We start from the raw sequence: 17,513 nt of genomic DNA, 5'->3' as shown, positions 1-17,513 counted from the left end.
GAAAAAGTATTTTTCTTACCCGTGCGCAAACAACAAGAAAAAACATACGCCAAGCCTTTATGTATCAGGGCTTTATAAAAATTAAGGGGGTCTGTGTGATTCAGTTTTTATTAAATAACACGCCAATTGAAGTACAAGAATGTTCGCCAAGTCTCACCATTTTGGACTGGCTACGCACCAAAAAAGGGAAAGTGGGCACCAAAGAAGGGTGTGCAACTGGCGACTGTGGCGCGTGCACAATTTTAGTGGGTGAAGAGCGTATAAATGCAAACGGGCAAACTAGTTGGCAATACAAAACAATGAACAGCTGTTTATTGTTATTAGGTAATGCGCATGCAAAACATATAGTAACGGTAGAAGCTGTGACTACTGGCTTATACCCAAACTTAACCGATTTACACCCCGTACAACGTGCACTGGTAGAGTGCCATGGTTCGCAATGTGGTTTTTGCACGCCCGGTATAATAATGAGTTTGTTGGCTCTTTATATTAATGAGCCTACGTACCCCGGTAAAAAAGCGGTTATTCATGCACTTGGCGGTAACTTGTGCCGTTGTACAGGTTATAGCCCAATATTACTTGCAGCCGAAAAAGCCTATAGCTATGAGCGTAAAGCTGAACCTTACTCAGCAATGGCCGCCCAATTTAAAGCATCACTTAATACGCAATATGATGGCGATATTCCATTTTTAAAAAATGGTCCTCGCAAATTTTACTTACCACAAACTGCCCAACAACTTGTTGAGCTAAAAGCGCTTTATCCTTATGCACATTTAGTTGCTGGTGGCACCGACTTTGCCATTGAGCTTAGCCAAAACATGCTCTTACCGGATGTAATTATCTCCCTTAGCCAAGTAAAGGAGTTTTGCACCTTGGCAGATAATAACGGTGAGTTACACATTGGTGCAGCACTTCCTTATAGCCAATTTGTTGAAGTATTTTATAACCATTACCCAGAGTCAAAAGAGCTATTTGAACGCTTAGGATCAAGCCAAGTACGTAACAGCGGCACACTCGGTGGCAGCATAGGGAATGCCTCTCCTATTGGCGATCCCGCTCCCCTTTTAATCGCTCTTAATGCATCAATGGATTTATTAAGCAGCGCTGGTACGCGCACTATTAAAGTTGCCGACTACTTTATTGATTACAAAAAAACAGTTCTTAAAAGCGATGAAGTAATTAGTAAGTTCACCATCCCAAAGCGCCCAGAGTCACTAAAACTGGCGTGTCATAAAATATCAAAACGCTTTGAAGACGATATATCTACCGTGTGTTTGGTGCTTGCTATAGAGCATTCACAAAACATGATTACTCAAGCCCGCTGCGCTATGGGCGGTATGGCAGCTATTCCTAAGCGCGCGCAGCATATTGAGCAAAAGCTGATATCTCAATCATTACAAGTAAGTAGTTTTATAGACGCAGCAACGGCTATTAACAGTGACTTTACGCCCATGAGCGATGTAAGAAGCAGTGCGCATTATCGCACCACGGTAAGCAAAAACTTATTACAACGCATTGGTATTGAGTTTTGTGAGCCACAAGCACGCAACAATAACAACATTGCCATTACGAGGATCTCACATGCGTCACTTTGAAATGGATAAACTAAAAGCGCAAGGTGGTAGCGTTGGAGAATCTAAATATCACGAAAGCGCTATTAAACAAGTTTGTGGCAGTGCAAATTTTGCCGACGATAACCCTGAACCATACGGCTGCCTGCATGCCTACCCAGTGCTCGCCCCTGTTACAAGCGGCTTTATTAAATCAATAGATACCAGTCTCGCACTGGCAGTTGAAGGCGTTAAACGTATTTTATCGGCAGAAGATGTACCCGGTAAATTAGATATTGGCCCGGTATTTCCTGGTGATGTACTGCTGACCAGCCATGAAATTCAATACCACGGGCAACCTGTATTAATTGTCGTTGCCGACACATATGAAATAGCGCGCCGCGCGGCACGTTTAGTGGTTATAGAGTGCGAGCAAACTACTCCAATACTTGATATTAAAGAAGCCATTAGCAAAGAGCATTGGGTAAGGCCGCCCCATTCACTTAACCGTGGTAACAGCGAAAACGCCATTAATAACGCAGCCCACCAGCTTAAAGGCGAAATAAGCATAGGCGGGCAAGAACACTTTTATTTAGAAGGCCAAATAGCGCTGGCGCAACCTGATAACGACGGGGGCATTCATGTTCAGTGTTCTACGCAACACCCTACTGAGGTGCAGCACTTAGTTGCTAAAATTTTAAAAAAGCCATTTAGCTTTGTAAACGTAGAAACCCGCCGTATGGGCGGTGCTTTTGGCGGCAAAGAAACCCAAGGCGCACCATGGGCATGCCTTGCAGCCCTTGCGGTTTACCACCTTGGCTGCGCAGTAAAAATGCGCCTAGCCCGCAGCGACGATTTTAAATTAACCGGTAAGCGCCACCCGTTTTATAATCACTATCATGTCGGTTTTGACGAAAATGGTTTAATAGAAGGTGCCGACATTACCGTAAACGGATTTTGTGGCTACTCCCCAGATTTATCAGATGCAATTGTAGACCGTGCCATGTTTCATGCCGATAACGCCTACTACTACCCAGCCGCCACAATTAAGGGTAATCGCTGTAAAGTAAATACCGTAAGCCATACCGCATTTAGAGGATTTGGTGGCCCGCAAGGAATGATTATGGGCGAGCTAATAATGGACGATATAGCCGCTAAATTAGGTAAAGATCCGCTTGAGATCCGAAAACTTAATTTATACAAAAAAGGCCGCGATACCACGCCGTATCATCAAACCGTAGAGCAACATATTTTAATAGATATGATTGCTCAGCTTGAGCAGTCGGGTGACTACTGGGCACGTAAAAAGGCTATTAAAGCATTTAACGTATCGTCACCTATTATCAAAAAAGGCCTTGCAATGACGCCGGTTAAATACGGTATTTCGTTTACGGTACAACATTTAAACCAAGCTGGTGCATTAGTACATGTATATAGCGATGGTTCGATACATTTAAACCATGGCGGCACCGAAATGGGCCAAGGGCTAAACACCAAAATTGCGCAAATTGTGGCCCATGGCTTTGGGGTCGATTTTAACGCGGTAAGTATTAGTGCTACGCGTACTGACAAAGTGCCAAACACTTCACCAACAGCGGCCTCAAGCGGTACCGACTTAAACGGTATGGCGGCGCTAAATGCAGTAAACACAATAAAAGAGCGCTTAATAAACTTTATTACCGAGCACTTTGAAGTAGACAGCCAAAGTATTACATTTAAAGATAACCTCATTACTTTTAGTAAAGGGGAAATTAGCTTTAGCGAACTTGCAAATCTTGCTTACATGAATCGTATATCGCTTTCATCTACCGGTTATTACGCCACTCCAAAGATTCATTACGATAGAGCCAAAGGTGAAGGCCGCCCATTTTTTTACTACGCTCACGGCGTAGCACTCAGCGAAGTAGAAGTAGATACCCTAACTGGCGAAAACACGGTAACTCGCGTTGATATACTGCACGATGTAGGCAGTTCAATTAATCCAGCTCTTGATATAGGCCAAATTGAAGGCGCCTTTGTGCAAGGTATGGGCTGGCTAACAACCGAAGACTTACAATGGAATGATAAAGGCCAGCTTGCAAGCTTTGGCCCAGCCAACTACAAAATACCAGCCATTGGCGATACCCCTGCCGAATTTAACGTCAATCTTTATAACTCAGCAAATCCAGAAACCACCGTGTTTAGATCAAAAGCCGTAGGCGAGCCGCCATTTATGTTGGCCTTTAGTGTATGGAGCGCCATTCGTAATGCAATAAGCAGTGTGGCTGATTACAAATACACCGCCCCACTGGATACACCCGCAACCCCAGAGCGAGTATTGAGTGCAATTGAGCAAACCGCTAGCTGGTTTAAGGAGCATCAACATGACTAATTTAAATGAGTCGTTTCAGGGTTTTCATACGCAAAATTGGGCGCAGGCTATAAACGAGCACGAACAAAGCGGCACTAACTATGTAATTGCCACGGTACTTGGCACCAATGGCTCAACCCCACGCGGCACAGGCTCTAAAATGGTAATAAGCGGCGAGCATATTTACGACACCCTTGGCGGTGGCCATCTTGAGTACGTAGTAATAGAAAAAGCCCGCGAACTACTTGCCAAAGGCAAAGCCGCCCAAGTAATTGAGCAATTTAACCTAGGTGCAAATTTAGGCCAGTGCTGCGGCGGGGCTGCCACCGTTATGCTTGAATGCATGCAATGCGAGCGCTTTACCTTAGACATTTATGGCGCAGGCCACGTAGCACAGGCGCTTATTGGTATATTGGCACAACTACCTATGCGCATACGCTGGATAGATAGCCGCGCCGATGTATTCCCACAGGCTATTCCAAATAACGTAGTAAAAGTGGTTGATGAAGAACCAACAGAGCAAGTAAAACGTGCGCCTAAAGCTAACAACTACTTAATATTGACCCATAACCACCAGCTCGACTTTGCACTCACCCAAGCCATTATTAAACGCGCCGATGCCAATTGGCTTGGTGTAATTGGCTCTGACACTAAAGCAAAACGTTTTAAACAACGCCTAGCACATCGCGATTTTACAGCCGCTCAAATACAACAAATGACCTGCCCTGTTGGGCTTAAAAATATTACGGGCAAATTACCAATGGAAGTGGCTATTTCGATTAGTGGACAGCTAATTGCCCTTTATCAGGCTATGCAAACCCAAGCGCCAAAACGCCAAGGCTTGCAATGGCGCACACTAAAAAATGCCTTAATTAGCACCACGCAGGAGGAAGTAAACGCATGAGCAGTTTACAAATAAATACGCTAAATGATGCACATGCAAAACAAGCACTTGAGCATTGCTGCGCGGCCCCTAACTGGGTAGCGGGCATGATAAAAGCAATGCCATTTAAAAGTGCTCAACAGCTGTTTGAATGCGCACAAAGCATATGGGATAGCCTTGGCGAGAGCGACTATTTAGCTGCCTTTGAAGGCCACCCGCAAATAGGCGACTTATCAACCCTTAGCAAAAAATACGCTGCTACCGCACAAAAAGCGGGGCATGAGCAATCAGGTATGAGCAAAGCAAACGAGGCCGTACTTACCAAAATGATTGCCCTTAATAAAGAGTACCTGAACAAGTTTGGCTTTATTTTTATTGTGTGCGCCACCGGTAAAACGGCCGAACAAATGCTCGAACTCATAGAGCAGCGCATACACAACACCCGCAGTACAGAGCTAAATATAGCCGCGGGCGAACAAGCCAAAATAACAAAAATAAGATTGGAGTCACTGCTATGAACAAAAGCCCTATAACCACCCATATACTTGATACCAGCACCGGAAAACCAGCAGCAAACGTTGCTGTTAAGCTATTTAAACTTACAAATAACGAATGGGTACAACTAACCCAAGGCAAAACAGATTCCGATGGGCGTATTACCGACTGGCTAAATACAGACGTAGAATTTGCAACTTATAAGCTAGTATTTGATTTAGATAGTTATTACCAAAACCAACCTACCCCTGCGTTTTACCCAGAGGCGCAAATAACGTTTAGATTACAAGATACTAAACATCATCATATCCCATTGTTGCTTAGTCCGTTTGGCTACTCTACATACAGAGGTAGCTAACTATGAGCACACAAAACAATAATGACTTAACAGTAGTTTGTGCCGATATACTCGACTTTGTTGACGACCCTGCCATTTCTGGCGAAAACGCCCATCGTTTTTTTGAAAAGGGCGCATTAGTTATCAAGCACGGCAAAGTAGTTAAACTTGGCTACGAGCACGACATACTGCCAACAATTGATAAATCAGCGCGTGTTATCCGCCACGATGGCAAACTCGTTATGCCTGGTATGATTGACACACACATACATTTGCCGCAAACCGAAATGGTAGGCGCGTATGGCGAGCAACTGCTAAGTTGGCTCACCGAATACGCGTTTCCGACAGAGAAAAAGTTTACATGTAAGCATTATTCAAAAGAGATCTCTAATCGCTTTTTAGACGAGCTACTGCGCAATGGCACAACCACTGCTCTTGTATTTGGCACTGTGCACCCGCAATCGGTTGATGCGTTTTTTAAAGAATCACAAAAACGCAATTTACGCATGATTGCCGGTAAAGTAATGATGGATCGTAACTGCCCTGACGACTTATCTGATTGCGCGCAAACAAGTTATGACGAATCTAAAGCCCTCATCGAAAAATGGCACAATGTTGATAGGTTAAGCTACGCAGTTACACCACGCTTTGCTCCTACATCAACCCCTGAGCAACTTCAAAAATGTACTCAGTTGCTTGAAGAATACCCAGACACCTACCTGCATACACACCTATCGGAAAACAAAGACGAGTGCGAATGGGTAAAAGGGCTATTTCCAGAAGCTGAAGATTACCTTGGCGTGTACGAGCAAGCAAAAATGGTACGTAAACGCTCGGTATTTGCCCATAGCATTCATTTATCTGAGCGCGAGCTTTGCTGCCTTGCAGATAACAATGCGGCAATATCGCACTGCCCAACCTCAAACCTATTTTTAGGATCAGGACTTTTAAATTTAAAAGCCTGTGAAGAGCACGGTATAAACGTAGGCATGGGTACCGATGTAGGCGCAGGAACAAGCTTTTCTATGCTACAAACAGGTAACGAAGCGTACAAAATCCAGCAATTACAAGGTCAAAAGTTTTCAGCATTTAAAGGGCTGTATTTAGCAACTCTCGGCGGTGCTAGAGCACTTGATTTAGAAGGGACAATTGGTAATTTTGAAGTCGGTTGTGAGGCCGATTTTATTGTAATGGATTGTTCAGCAACCCCATTTTTAAAATTTAGAATACAACATGCCAAAACCCTGCATGAAAAACTATTTGCAATGATGATGTTAGGCGACGACCGCTGCGTTGAGCAAACCTACATTATGGGTAAAAGCGTGTATAAGCGCGATGATAACAATCAATTTTCAGACACCCGCTCACCGGTATTAGAAGAGGCTTAACCGTTATGGAAAACTATTTATTTGAGCTTGCTCATTTAGTACTGCGTTATTTTCATGTTATTGCTGGTATAGCATGGATTGGCGCTTCATTTTATTTTGCATGGCTTGATAACAACCTACAAACACCACCGCAGTGGAAAATAGATAAAGGCATAAAAGGCGATTTATGGGCCGTGCATGGTGGTGGCTTTTACGAAGTGGCTAAGTATCAAAATGGCCCTGAAAAAATGCCCCATACTCTGCATTGGTTTAAGTGGGAAGCCTACACAACGTGGATCACCGGTATATTACTATTTAGCTTACTTTATTATGTTGGCGCCGATGTGTATTTAATTGATAACAGTAAAAGTGAGCTAAGTAAATTTGCAGCTATTGGCACATCCCTTGGTTTTATTGGCTTAGGCTATGGTGTTTATCGTTTATTGTGTAAAAGCCCACTGGTTGAAAACGGCAAAGTGTTTATTGCTGTCGTTATTGGTTTATTAGCTCTGTGGACTTTTGGGGTTGATCAATTATTTAGCGACCGCGCTGTGTATATTCATGTAGGTGCACTTATTGGCACGTGTATGGTGGGTAATGTGTATCACATTATTATGCCAGGCCAACGCTATATGGTAAGTGAAGTAGAAGCCGGTAGAATCCCTGATTCAGCGCCAGGTTTAAAGGCAAAGCTGTGTTCTATTCATAATAACTACGCCACATTACCTGTAGTATTTATAATGCTTAGCAATCACTTTCCTTACACGTATAGCCACAACTTTGGCTGGCTTATTTTAATTGCGCTGTTTGGTATTGGTATGTGGATACGCCATTACTTTAACTTAAAGCATCAAGGCGTTAATAAACCCTCAGTACTTGTAAGCGGTATTGCAGCTTTTTTTGCTCTTATGCTCGCCATAGCCCCTTGGCCCAGTACACCAACAAATGCAGGCGAAAGCGCGCCTTTACAAGCAAGTATTACCGACGCACAAGCGTGGGATATAATTAGTAAGCACTGTACACAGTGCCACAGCGAAACACCCACCTCTGCGCTTTTTCAAACAGCGCCGCTAGGTTTTAAGCTCGACTCTATTAGTGATGTAAAAAAATCCAGCACGCTTATTCATACCCGCGCGGTTATAACCAAAGATATGCCACTGGCCAATATGACCAAAATGACAGACACAGAACGTGAAACGCTAGGCGCTTGGCTCTCAGCACTTAAAAAGGAGCAATAAAATGAGTGAGCATTTTAAAAACTACCCGCGCGATTTAATTGGTTATGGTCCAGATGTACCCCATGCAAACTGGCCTAATAAAGCCCGCATTGCCGTGCAAGTAGTATTAAATTACGAAGAAGGCGGCGAAAACTGTGTATTACATGGTGATGCAGCGGCCGAAACATTTTTGTCTGAAATAGTCAGTGCCCCGCATGTTGAGGACCGCCATATAAGCATGGAGTCTATTTACGAATATGGCTCACGCGCTGGCGTGTGGAGGCTACTGCGTTTATTTAAAAAATACGATATACCGGTCACCATTTTTGCAGTGGCGATGGCCCTTGAGCGCCACCCCGATGTAGCTAAAGCCTTTGTTGAAGCGGGTCACGAAATTGCAAGCCATGGCCTGCGCTGGATTAATTATCAGAATATAGATAAGCAAACCGAGCGCGAGCATATGCAACAAGCCATTGATGTCATTAAAAAGCTCACAGGTAAAAAGCCCAAAGGCTGGTACACAGGGCGCACAAGCCCTAACACAGCAGCCCTTGTAGTTGAAAATGGTAATTTTTTATATGATGCCGACGATTACAGCGACGACCTACCTTTTTACAGTATTAAAGAAGGTAAACCACAGTTAATAGTGCCCTACACGCTTGATGTAAACGACATGCGCTTTGCTGCCGTACAGGGTTTTAATGCCGGCGATCAATTTTATAATTACTTAAAAGATGCATTCGATACACTATACGAGGAAGGCGATCCAAAAGGTGAAAACACCCCTAAAATGATGTCGATAGGTTTGCATTGCCGCCTAATTGGCAGACCGGGAAGAATAAAAGCATTAGCACGGTTTTTAGAATATGCTCGCTCGCATGATCAGGTTTGGTTTGCCACACGTGAACAAATAGCCGAGCACTGGCTTAAAACCCATCCGTATAAAAAAGCATAGTTTATATTTTTTTAAAACATAAAAAAGCCCAGCAATGCGGGGCTTAAAGTCACTTTAGGAGTAGTGAAATTTATTCAAAAAACTATTTCCCCATTGGCAGCAAAACAGATATGTAGCGCTGCGCCCAATTAGCAAGCTCCACCCTGTTGCGTGAGTTAGTTTTTTTAAACGCACTGTACAAATGTGTTTTTACAGTGTGGTCGCTAATGCTAAGTTTATCAGCGATTGTATTGTTACTCGCACCCTGTGCAATTAAATGAATAACAGACTTTTCCCGCTTTGTTAAATGCTCGTAATAGTCCTGCTTTAATTCAATGTCGCCGTGTAGGTTATTAAATGACGTTGCCACGGCTAAAATGTCGTTAAAAGCTTTTGAAATTACTTTACGCGTAAACCAAAGCTCGCCAGTATCAACACGAATTAACCCTTTAAAAATATCTTCTGGCGCATCTGATTTATAAAAAACACCATTAAAATGGTTAAGCAATAAGTTTTGCTCGCACACATCTTCTTTATCAACATTAAAGATAACAACGCTATAGTGTTTAGCTAAACAAATAAGGTCTGCGGGAATGAGATCTTGCCATTTACTTTTAGCACCATCTATTAAAAATAAATCATAATTTGCACGCAACTCTATTTTAGGCAAAACATCATCCATTTTAATATCACCAAACAGGGCTTGTAGTGTCCTTAAAATAGTGGCGTAGTTATGTAAATGAAAAGAGGATTGAAATGTTGTTTTTACGAATACCGAGTTTTTATGGGGCATAAATTTCGTCCTTGAAACATTTACACTACATTACCTAAACCAAATACAACTTACAATGAGATTTTGGTATTAAAATAAAGTTATCGCTTCTCACCCTAAAACAGATAAAAACCTATTAAATCAATATATAACCTACATTGCCTTTGTTTTTACAATTGCTTTTGTAAGATAAATAACAGATCGGATTAGTAGTTTAGTAATTCTTAAAACCTTAAATATACATTGTCGTAAACTAAGCTTTAGGGGTAATTATTCTATTGTCTCTTTTAATTTATTTAACGCATCAACCGAAAAACCTCGATCATAAAAGTATAAAATTTCGCCGCTGCTATTTATAAGTACCACACGAGAGTTATTTGGGCTTTGATTACCTGTAAACTTTTGAACTGTCTCGCCATCTTTATAAATAGTGATTACCCCACCCCATAATTCTTTAGGGATGCCTTTGCGCATACCGCTGTCTATAAATGTGCTAAACATACGTGGTGCCATGCCGGCAATGGTTGGTAGTTCGTATGTAGGGAGCGTTACGCCCGCCATATCTAAACCAATTAACCAACGGTCTATATCAAACTGGCTGTCTTGCTTGTACCCAATGAGCAGTAGTGTTTTATCTGCTTTAAAATCACTAGGTATAGTCACCATACTTTGCTCTAAGCTTTCGCCACTAATGCTTGGAAACTGCTTACCTGTTAATTGCTGGTTTGGGTACTGTGTAGTACATGCGCTAAGTAGTAAAAGTGCAAAAGCACTTAATGTTAATTTGATCATAATAAACCTAATATTTATAAATTTCATACCGATACGTTTAGTATGGCAGCTGAGATCTAAAAATGCTGACTAGTTATATAATTTTTAAATTTAGACGCAGTCATGGGCTTACCGTACTTCCAGCCTTGTCCGTAATGCACACCCGCTGTTTTTAAAATGGCCTCTTGCTCAGTGGTTTCAATTCCTTCTGCTACACAGGTATAATTAAACTTATGCACAAGTTCCATAATATTTGGGATCATAGAGGCTTTTAAGCCCTCAGTTGCTATATCTTGAACAAACGTACGGTCAATTTTAAGTTGATGAAAACTCAAATTTTGTAAGTTTCTTAAATTCGAATAACCCGTACCAAAGTCATCTAATGATAAGTTAAATCCCGATTCAACCAAGGTTCTAAAATGAGCATGCGCGATGCTTGTATCAAGGTATTCGTCTTCAGTTATCTCTAAACAAATAATAAAGCGTGAATTGGTAAGCTCTGTAATTTGTGGTAACAACAATACGTTACCCAGCTCTACATCACACGGAAATATATTAAGCGACACTTTAAAGCCTTCAGGCAATACCTCTATAGAAGTTAACTCTTTGATTGTGGTGGCAATCATGGCCTCAGTAAAAGTCCAGGTTAAATTGTTTTTTCTAATAACCGGAATAAACTCATCTGGAAATAAAACACCGTACTTATCTTCAAAACGGGCAAGTACCTCGCAACCAATCAGCTTGCCACTTTGCAAACAAATAATAGGCTGGTAAGTCCAATAAAATGATCCCTTTTTGAGTCCTTTACGAATACGCTGATTAATAGAGCGACGAGCAGCAATTCTTGCATTTACCATTAGCGCACTCGATACACCAGCTAAGCAGGTTAAAATTAAGGAGATGATTAATAAAAAGTGGTTATTAGAAAAGAACTGACTCCAAGGCAAATGCACTGCTGCGCAGTAGTTCTCATTTTCAGTACTACAAGCAACACCCGTTTCATACGGTAAATAGCTGTCGCCACTTATTTTACTATAAGTGCCTTTTGTACCTGCTAAATGATGCAGTTCCTCGGAGTCTCTATATACAACTTCCCAATTTTTGGACCCAATACTCGCAGAGTTGAATGCCTTTGACTCCATGATCAGGTTAAAATTACCTTGGCGAACGATTACCACTTCCATAGGACGTCCGGTAAATAATAATAAATACAACTGCGGCTCAAAACGTACACGTACATCCTCATCTTTACGGATATAGTCAGGCTCAAGGTCGTTTATACCACTGCTTAGCAAACCAGCCCCAGTTGTACACATTAACTGGTTACCAATAAAAAAACCGATATCAATCACATATTGTGAATCAAATAAAGCACGCCGCATTTCAAGCAATGTAGTTTCATTGCACTGCTTGAAACCAAACTTATTAAGAGGTGTAAGCACACTGCGACGCTCTAATACAGCAGAGTCAACATGTTTAAGAATGTGTTTAGTATCGGCATTGATTTGAGTAATGAGTTCTTGCGCTGCAAAATAGAGCAAAATGAGACAGCCAGTTATAAAAACTAACACCCCTGTTAGAACGGCTATAATCGATTTTTTTTGGTACTTTTCCATAGCATCCTGAGATTGTTAATTTATATCACTAATTTATTAGATGATTGCATAAGTCGCATTAAATTCACACAGATAGATTCAACAATTATTGAGTGAGTTTTGAACCAATTGCGCTATTTTAAAGCCTATTGCCAAATGTTGGTTATCATCAAAATGAATCCCATCACCATCTGTTATGTTAATAAACGAATTAAAATCAATAAAAGCACACTTATTATTAGCTGCAACGCTTTTAAATGCACTAGAGAGCTCTGTTACTTTTGTATCAGCCTCTTCATAAATACGTGAATACTGCTCGGTAATTCTTATTCTAGGTGGGCTAGCAATAATAATTTTAGGGGATTTTAAAGTACTACCTTGCTGATAATAAATGTGTATTGAGTTAATTAAATCATTCAAGCCATCTGCTATTAAAGTAGGTGTTAAATTAAAACGTTTTTTAAGATCGTTTGTACCAAGAGCTATAATAATAAAGTCGAGATCATGCTTATCCAAATAAGGCTTTAAATAGCTAACACCATTGAGCACACCGTCAAACGGGGGATTATGCACTAACGTGCGGTTAGGTTGCCCAGCCTCTATTACGTTAAAACCACACCCTAAGTTTTTATTTAAAAGTGATGTCCAACGGGTATTTTCATCCAAACGTTTACCCGTTTCAGGGTTTAAGCCCCATGTATTTGAATCCCCAAAGCAGAGAATATTTTTTATTATTTGAGTCATTAAAATGGATTGAGCGTATAGCCTTGTTGTTGAAGTTGTGCGTGAGCGGTCATAGCTGAAAGCGACATCTTTACACCCTCAATTAAAAGCGCTGGCGTTACTTTAAAGTGAGTAGCAGATTGCCCGCAAACATACACTTTAGTGTTATTTGCTAGTAGCTGCTCAATTAACGCTTGGTTTTTATTGTCAGCGTTAAAGCGTTTTTTATATTCGCTATTAGCTAACACATCCACACTTGCGCTGCCGTGCACAACTAATGCAAGTTGTATGTTTTCAGGCTTTACGCCATGCGCCACATGCATGTTAATAAAACGCGCTAGCGAATTTATTGAATTATTTTGCGCGCCTTCTTTAGCGCCATCAGCAACATCAAATGCTATTTTAAATACCGTAGCGTCATTAATTTCATCATGCTCGGGTACATTGTAATAATTACCATACCCCTTAATTGGTTGCTCTGTTGCATATATTAAAGGGCTAAAAAGCAGCACTAACAATAGTAAATATTTCATAAAACAGTCCTGTGTTTTTTAAGATTATTACTAAACTACCAGAGACAACCAAAAAAGGCTGCAATTTAAGCAACCTTTTGGGTACTTTTATGGCTGTGGTTAATAAACTGCATACCTAAATAACTAAACGTATTTTTAAACTGCTCTACAAAACAGGCGGGGGCTTCACTTGATGACGCATTAGAAAGCACTGAAAAATGCTTACTGCGTAAACTACGAAGCTTAGGTTTTAATGCTTCATCGTCCATATAATCGGTTATTCTATCGATAAATAATTTCATTTGTACCGTGGTGCTGTACCAATAAACAGGCGACGCGAACACCCAATGTTCATATTTTAAAAGTGCTTCAAACACAGCGTAAAAATCATCATTTTTATAGTTTTTGTTATAGCAGTACGGCGCAATTTTATAATCATCTAAGCATATTACACGCACAGTATTTTGCTCTGCAAATCCATTAACGTGCGCCTGTGTATTACCATTTTTGCGTGCGCTTGAATAAATAATAACAGTGCTACGCTCAAGTTTTTGTTGCATTTAGTTAGCTCCTTTTTTAATGTTGAAAGAAGCTTAAAACCTCAAGTTATATTGAGGTCAATCGGAAATTAAAAATAATGCCAATAGATCAAAAAAAACTAACTGAGGCCAACTTAACCGTGGGCTATGTAGCAAAGCGTAGCGGCGTAAAAGTATCAACCCTGCATTTTTACGAAACAAAAGGACTAATACGTAGCTGGCGCAATGGCGGCAATCAACGCCGCTATAAAAAAGATGTACTGCGCCGCATAGCGGTAGTAAAAGCCGCACAAGCAATGGGAATAACCCTTGATGAAATTAAACAAACACTGGCCACATTACCTGAACAGCGCACACCCACACAAAAAGACTGGGCAGCCCTTTCAAAGCAATGGCAAGCACAGCTGGACGAGCGAATAGCGTATATGCAGCGTTTGCGAGACAAGGTAGACAGCTGCATAGGATGTGGCTGTTTATCACTGAAAAGCTGCCCTATTTATAATAAAGACGACCATTTAGGCAAAACACAAAACGGTGCAGTATTTTTAAATTCAAAGGTTGAAAGTATTTTTCAAGAATGACCTTTGTTATATATTTAAAATAAAAACTAATTAGCCATAACTTAGTATTATCAATTTTATATATACCAATATACTTACCTCATGAGCAAAACATAGCTTTTCTAGCACAGAATTCTTATTTGCTTTAACTGTTAAATGACGAAGAGCCATGGCTGCTTGTTTTATTTTTAATCACAAAGTAATCAATTGAAACCTTTAACGGTTTTGATATGGGGATTTTAGTAGTTGTGCACTTAAAGTATAATTACTAAAGATTCATTACCCACTCTCCTTAGGAAATGAGTAAAGTTTACGTCTGCATGTACATGCAGGTCGAAACGTAAAAAAGTATATTCAATACGGATAGTAGCATTGCTAACTGGTTAATTTTTAAGTATTCTTGTGCGCTTAAAAAGGAAGCAATATTCAAGGAACAAACTGTTGGAACCAACTAATCCCACCCCTGACAACAATACAAAACCACCTGTAGTTACTCAGAAACTCACTCAAGCCCTTAAAACGGTCGATCATAAAGAGCTCAAAAGTACTGGTTTTTGGTTAAATCAATTTTTTATGGTTATTTCTACCGTATTTGGTGTTTATTTGGCTGCTCAAAGCGGTTTAGAACAAGCGCTTAAGTTCGATTCATTTAGCAAAATGGAAGATAACTACTATTTGCGTACATCGCTCTATGACGAAGTTAATGATAACGCAAATACGGTAGCTAAGTATGCAGAACGCTTAGCGAAGAGCCCGCCAAAATCAGAAATGGAATTTTTTAAACCCACACTTGAGCAGTACATATGGAAAACCATGCAGTTTTCGCCTACTACGCTTGAAACACCAAGTGAATTTTTGACTAAAATACGTCGGTTTTATTCTCGAGCTGATTTTATCATTAATGCCGCAATAGAAAGAAAAATGTCTGCTAAGCAGGCTTCTATCGAATTAGCAAAAATAACAGACTCAATTAAAACTCAAACGCTACCCGCACTAAAAAATAGCGCTAAACAATTAAAAATGGAATTACAGCAGAATGACATTTCTGTTGGTTCGTTAAAGGAGCTAGAAAATGCCAACTAAGAGCTGCCCACATTGTAAAGACCATCCATTAGAAGTAACCAATTATCAAGGCGAAGAAATAGATATTTGCCGTGAATGTGGTGGCTTATGGTTCGAAAAAAATGAAGTAAATCGGATGATTTCCGAAATAAATGAAGGCCCTGAAGGTGATAAATTTGAAACTCACTTTGGTGAAGCATTAGGAATTTCTGAGCTTGACTGCCCTGATTGTAAAAAAAGCTTGGAACGTTTTCACTTACTTGAAGCTTTTCATACCGAAATAGATGTTTGTAGACACTGCGATGGCACATGGATTGATAAAGATGAGCTTGAAAGTGTTGAAAATAGCCCTGAAATAAAAGCGAGTTTAGGCGAGCTAAATCAAAAAGTAAGTTGGAAAACTTACTTGTTCCAATTTTTAACGCAAATGCCTGTTGAATATAATATTAAGCCACAAAAGACCCCCTGGGTAACTCGCGGTCTTATTGTCTTAAACACACTGATTTTTGCACTTTACTTTTTAAACCCGAGCTCATTTAGCTACGTCATTGATAACTTTGCCATGACACCTGCAGATTTAAGTAAAGGTAATGAGCTATGGACTGTATTAACTTGCGTATTTTTACATGGTTCCATAATGCATCTAGTTGGCAATATGTACTTTTTATATATCGTTGGCGATAACTTAGAAGATGTTTTAGGACACAAGCGCTTTTTGTTGTGGTACTTGGCCTGTGGTCTACTCGCATCATTTGCTAGCTACATTGTAAACCCTATGTCGAATATTCCAGGCGTGGGTGCCAGTGGTGCGATAGCCGGTTTATTTGGCATGTATCTGATGTGGTTTAGGCACGCAAGCCTCACTTTTATGTTTGTAATTTATCAGAAGAAACTTTCTGCGGTATGGTTTTTTGCTATTTGGTTAGGATTTAACATTTTTGGTGCAGTAACAGGCCCTGATGGCATTGATTATGGTGCACATATTGGTGGCTTTATAGCTGGACTAATTATTGGTTATATTTTGAAAAGTAAAATATTAGAGCAAAACCCTATAATTCGTTTACTAAACCAAAAAGAAGCACAGTTAAAACGTTAATCATCACATTAAAGCCACTAATAGATGAACATTGGTGGCTTTATCAGACTTCTCACTAATTTCTATAACTTATACCAATCCGCAATAATACTTAATCATTTTGCGGGGCTAAACGTGTCGCTACCTGCGTTAAAAAATTCTCATTTAGAACAACTAAATAGCGAACTTTTTGCCTAGCTATCAACACGTTTTTCCGCCCTCAAAATAGACCACTTAATTAAGCGAATTGATATTACAACGCGTATAAACTGTATAAAATTGACCGGTGTTTTTTATCGGTATATCGTACGTTGTAGCCTCTTCACTAAGTTCGCATTCAAAGTTATTTAATATATCAGACAGCAGTGCTTGCTCTTCGGTGAACGGTATTGTGGTATACCACAAGATTGAATCTTCATCTTTTTTGTTTTTAATATAAATACTCTGTAGCAAAGAGCTATTAAAAAACATGTTTGAAGGCTTTGAACTACGTATTGTTTTATTATCGAAATAAAAGTAACCATTGTTATCACTTATGGCTTCATTAATATAAGTATCACCGTAAATCAGCTCTCTTGTTACTTTAACGCCCTGCTGGGGCTCACCATTATTTAATAGTCTGCCTTTTACAGGCAACGACAACGTAACGTCTTGTTTATTAAAAAACCCAAACATGTCTGCACATCCTTGCAATGGTATTAATAAAAATAAAATAAGCGTTAAGGTCACGCCAGCCGATCTTGTATTAGTCATAAAAAGTCCTTTTCCTAT

General features: G+C 40.3%; 18 protein-coding genes. 11 read left to right on the top strand and 7 right to left on the bottom strand.

Annotation, left to right across the window (positions count from 1 at the left end; all coding sequences use genetic code 11):
• Positions 1–95: 95 nt before the first annotated feature.
• Genes xdhA through puuE form a run of 8 tightly spaced genes read left to right on the top strand, consistent with a single transcriptional unit; the run spans position 96 to position 9,154 of the window.
• Positions 96–1,595 (top strand): xanthine dehydrogenase small subunit, encoded by a 1,500-nt coding sequence (gene xdhA, locus QT16_RS04690; protein ID WP_039486629.1) that lies wholly within the window; start codon positions 96–98, stop codon positions 1,593–1,595.
• Entirely contained in the window at positions 1,582–3,921 is a 2,340-nt protein-coding gene (gene xdhB, locus QT16_RS04685) for a xanthine dehydrogenase molybdopterin binding subunit (RefSeq protein WP_039486626.1), read from the top strand. The genes xdhA and xdhB overlap by 14 nt, the downstream gene beginning before the upstream one ends.
• A complete protein-coding gene (gene xdhC / locus QT16_RS04680) occupies positions 3,914–4,804 on the top strand; it encodes a xanthine dehydrogenase accessory protein XdhC (protein ID WP_039486623.1) in 891 nt (296 codons plus the stop codon). Before xdhB ends, xdhC begins: the two co-directional genes overlap by 8 nt.
• Positions 4,801–5,301 carry a 2-oxo-4-hydroxy-4-carboxy-5-ureidoimidazoline decarboxylase gene (gene uraD, locus QT16_RS04675; RefSeq protein ID WP_039486619.1) on the top strand — a complete coding sequence of 167 codons (501 nt, stop codon included), beginning with the start codon at positions 4,801–4,803 and terminating at the stop codon, positions 5,299–5,301. The genes xdhC and uraD overlap by 4 nt, the downstream gene beginning before the upstream one ends.
• Positions 5,298–5,636 carry a hydroxyisourate hydrolase gene (uraH, locus tag QT16_RS04670; protein WP_039486616.1) on the top strand — a complete coding sequence of 113 codons (339 nt, stop codon included), beginning with the start codon at positions 5,298–5,300 and terminating at the stop codon, positions 5,634–5,636. The genes uraD and uraH overlap by 4 nt, the downstream gene beginning before the upstream one ends.
• Positions 5,637–5,638: 2 nt before the next feature.
• Complete coding sequence (gene guaD / locus QT16_RS04665) at positions 5,639–7,003, top strand: guanine deaminase (protein WP_039486613.1); 1,365 nt, start codon at positions 5,639–5,641, stop codon at positions 7,001–7,003.
• Between the two features lie 5 nt (positions 7,004–7,008).
• Positions 7,009–8,220, top strand: coding sequence for a urate hydroxylase PuuD (locus QT16_RS04660; RefSeq protein WP_039486610.1), 1,212 nt, complete (start codon positions 7,009–7,011; stop codon positions 8,218–8,220).
• A gap of 1 nt (position 8,221) precedes the next feature.
• A complete protein-coding gene (puuE, locus tag QT16_RS04655) occupies positions 8,222–9,154 on the top strand; it encodes an allantoinase PuuE (RefSeq protein WP_039486606.1) in 933 nt (310 codons plus the stop codon).
• 82 nt (positions 9,155–9,236) lie between these two features.
• Here the strand turns inward: puuE and QT16_RS04650 are convergent, their stop codons facing one another.
• From QT16_RS04650 to QT16_RS04625, 6 genes are all read right to left on the bottom strand, one after another.
• Positions 9,237–9,926, bottom strand: a complete 690-nt coding sequence (locus QT16_RS04650) for a response regulator transcription factor (protein ID WP_039486603.1) — start codon at positions 9,924–9,926, stop codon at positions 9,237–9,239.
• A gap of 249 nt (positions 9,927–10,175) precedes the next feature.
• On the bottom strand, positions 10,176–10,697 hold the full coding sequence (locus QT16_RS04645) for a hypothetical protein (RefSeq protein WP_039486600.1): 522 nt from the start codon (positions 10,695–10,697) through the stop codon (positions 10,176–10,178).
• Positions 10,698–10,753: 56 nt separating this feature from the next.
• Positions 10,754–12,292 carry an EAL domain-containing protein gene (locus QT16_RS04640; RefSeq protein WP_039486597.1) on the bottom strand — a complete coding sequence of 513 codons (1,539 nt, stop codon included), beginning with the start codon at positions 12,290–12,292 and terminating at the stop codon, positions 10,754–10,756.
• Between the two features lie 78 nt (positions 12,293–12,370).
• Positions 12,371–13,006, bottom strand: a complete 636-nt coding sequence (locus QT16_RS04635; protein WP_052201261.1) for an SGNH/GDSL hydrolase family protein — start codon at positions 13,004–13,006, stop codon at positions 12,371–12,373.
• 8 nt (positions 13,007–13,014) lie between these two features.
• The gene (locus tag QT16_RS04630) at positions 13,015–13,527 is read right to left on the bottom strand and encodes a DsrE family protein (RefSeq protein WP_004334547.1); all 513 of its coding nucleotides are present in this window, start codon (positions 13,525–13,527) and stop codon (positions 13,015–13,017) included.
• 65 nt (positions 13,528–13,592) lie between these two features.
• Positions 13,593–14,066: a flavodoxin family protein gene (locus QT16_RS04625; protein WP_039486593.1), complete on the bottom strand. Its 474-nt coding sequence runs from the start codon at positions 14,064–14,066 to the stop codon at positions 13,593–13,595.
• 77 nt (positions 14,067–14,143) lie between these two features.
• Here QT16_RS04625 and soxR point away from each other — a divergent pair, with 77 nt between their 5' ends.
• The 3 genes from soxR to QT16_RS04610 all read left to right on the top strand — a co-directional run bounded on the left by soxR (position 14,144) and on the right by QT16_RS04610 (position 16,763).
• The gene (soxR, locus tag QT16_RS04620; RefSeq protein ID WP_039486591.1) at positions 14,144–14,626 is read left to right on the top strand and encodes a redox-sensitive transcriptional activator SoxR; all 483 of its coding nucleotides are present in this window, start codon (positions 14,144–14,146) and stop codon (positions 14,624–14,626) included.
• Between the two features lie 420 nt (positions 14,627–15,046).
• Positions 15,047–15,688 (top strand): hypothetical protein, encoded by a 642-nt coding sequence (locus QT16_RS04615; protein WP_039486589.1) that lies wholly within the window; start codon positions 15,047–15,049, stop codon positions 15,686–15,688.
• Positions 15,678–16,763 (top strand): rhomboid family intramembrane serine protease, encoded by a 1,086-nt coding sequence (locus QT16_RS04610; RefSeq protein WP_039486587.1) that lies wholly within the window; start codon positions 15,678–15,680, stop codon positions 16,761–16,763. The genes QT16_RS04615 and QT16_RS04610 overlap by 11 nt, the downstream gene beginning before the upstream one ends.
• A gap of 213 nt (positions 16,764–16,976) precedes the next feature.
• Here the strand turns inward: QT16_RS04610 and QT16_RS04605 are convergent, their stop codons facing one another.
• On the bottom strand, positions 16,977–17,495 hold the full coding sequence (locus QT16_RS04605; protein WP_039486585.1) for a DUF6795 domain-containing protein: 519 nt from the start codon (positions 17,493–17,495) through the stop codon (positions 16,977–16,979).
• Positions 17,496–17,513 lie beyond the last annotated feature (18 nt).

This window comes from Pseudoalteromonas distincta, from assembly GCF_000814675.1.
Taxonomy (GTDB): Bacteria; Pseudomonadota; Gammaproteobacteria; order Enterobacterales; family Alteromonadaceae; genus Pseudoalteromonas; species Pseudoalteromonas distincta.
The sequence above is the reverse complement of the archived record's forward strand: the minus strand, read 5'-3'. Positions and strand labels throughout refer to the sequence as shown.

Coding starts and splice junctions, on each gene's coding strand:
- xdhB (WP_039486626.1), top strand. CDS start 1,582: ATGCGTCACTTTGAAATGGATAAACTAAAAGCGCAAGGTGGTAGCGTT.
- xdhC (WP_039486623.1), top strand. CDS start 3,914: ATGACTAATTTAAATGAGTCGTTTCAGGGTTTTCATACGCAAAATTGG.
- uraD (WP_039486619.1), top strand. CDS start 4,801: ATGAGCAGTTTACAAATAAATACGCTAAATGATGCACATGCAAAACAA.
- uraH (WP_039486616.1), top strand. CDS start 5,298: ATGAACAAAAGCCCTATAACCACCCATATACTTGATACCAGCACCGGA.
- guaD (WP_039486613.1), top strand. CDS start 5,639: ATGAGCACACAAAACAATAATGACTTAACAGTAGTTTGTGCCGATATA.
- QT16_RS04660 (WP_039486610.1), top strand. CDS start 7,009: ATGGAAAACTATTTATTTGAGCTTGCTCATTTAGTACTGCGTTATTTT.
- puuE (WP_039486606.1), top strand. CDS start 8,222: ATGAGTGAGCATTTTAAAAACTACCCGCGCGATTTAATTGGTTATGGT.
- QT16_RS04650 (WP_039486603.1), bottom strand. CDS start 9,926: ATGCCCCATAAAAACTCGGTATTCGTAAAAACAACATTTCAATCCTCT.
- QT16_RS04645 (WP_039486600.1), bottom strand. CDS start 10,697: ATGATCAAATTAACATTAAGTGCTTTTGCACTTTTACTACTTAGCGCA.
- QT16_RS04640 (WP_039486597.1), bottom strand. CDS start 12,292: ATGGAAAAGTACCAAAAAAAATCGATTATAGCCGTTCTAACAGGGGTG.
- QT16_RS04630 (WP_004334547.1), bottom strand. CDS start 13,527: ATGAAATATTTACTATTGTTAGTGCTGCTTTTTAGCCCTTTAATATAT.
- QT16_RS04625 (WP_039486593.1), bottom strand. CDS start 14,066: ATGCAACAAAAACTTGAGCGTAGCACTGTTATTATTTATTCAAGCGCA.
- soxR (WP_039486591.1), top strand. CDS start 14,144: ATGCCAATAGATCAAAAAAAACTAACTGAGGCCAACTTAACCGTGGGC.
- QT16_RS04610 (WP_039486587.1), top strand. CDS start 15,678: ATGCCAACTAAGAGCTGCCCACATTGTAAAGACCATCCATTAGAAGTA.
- QT16_RS04605 (WP_039486585.1), bottom strand. CDS start 17,495: ATGACTAATACAAGATCGGCTGGCGTGACCTTAACGCTTATTTTATTT.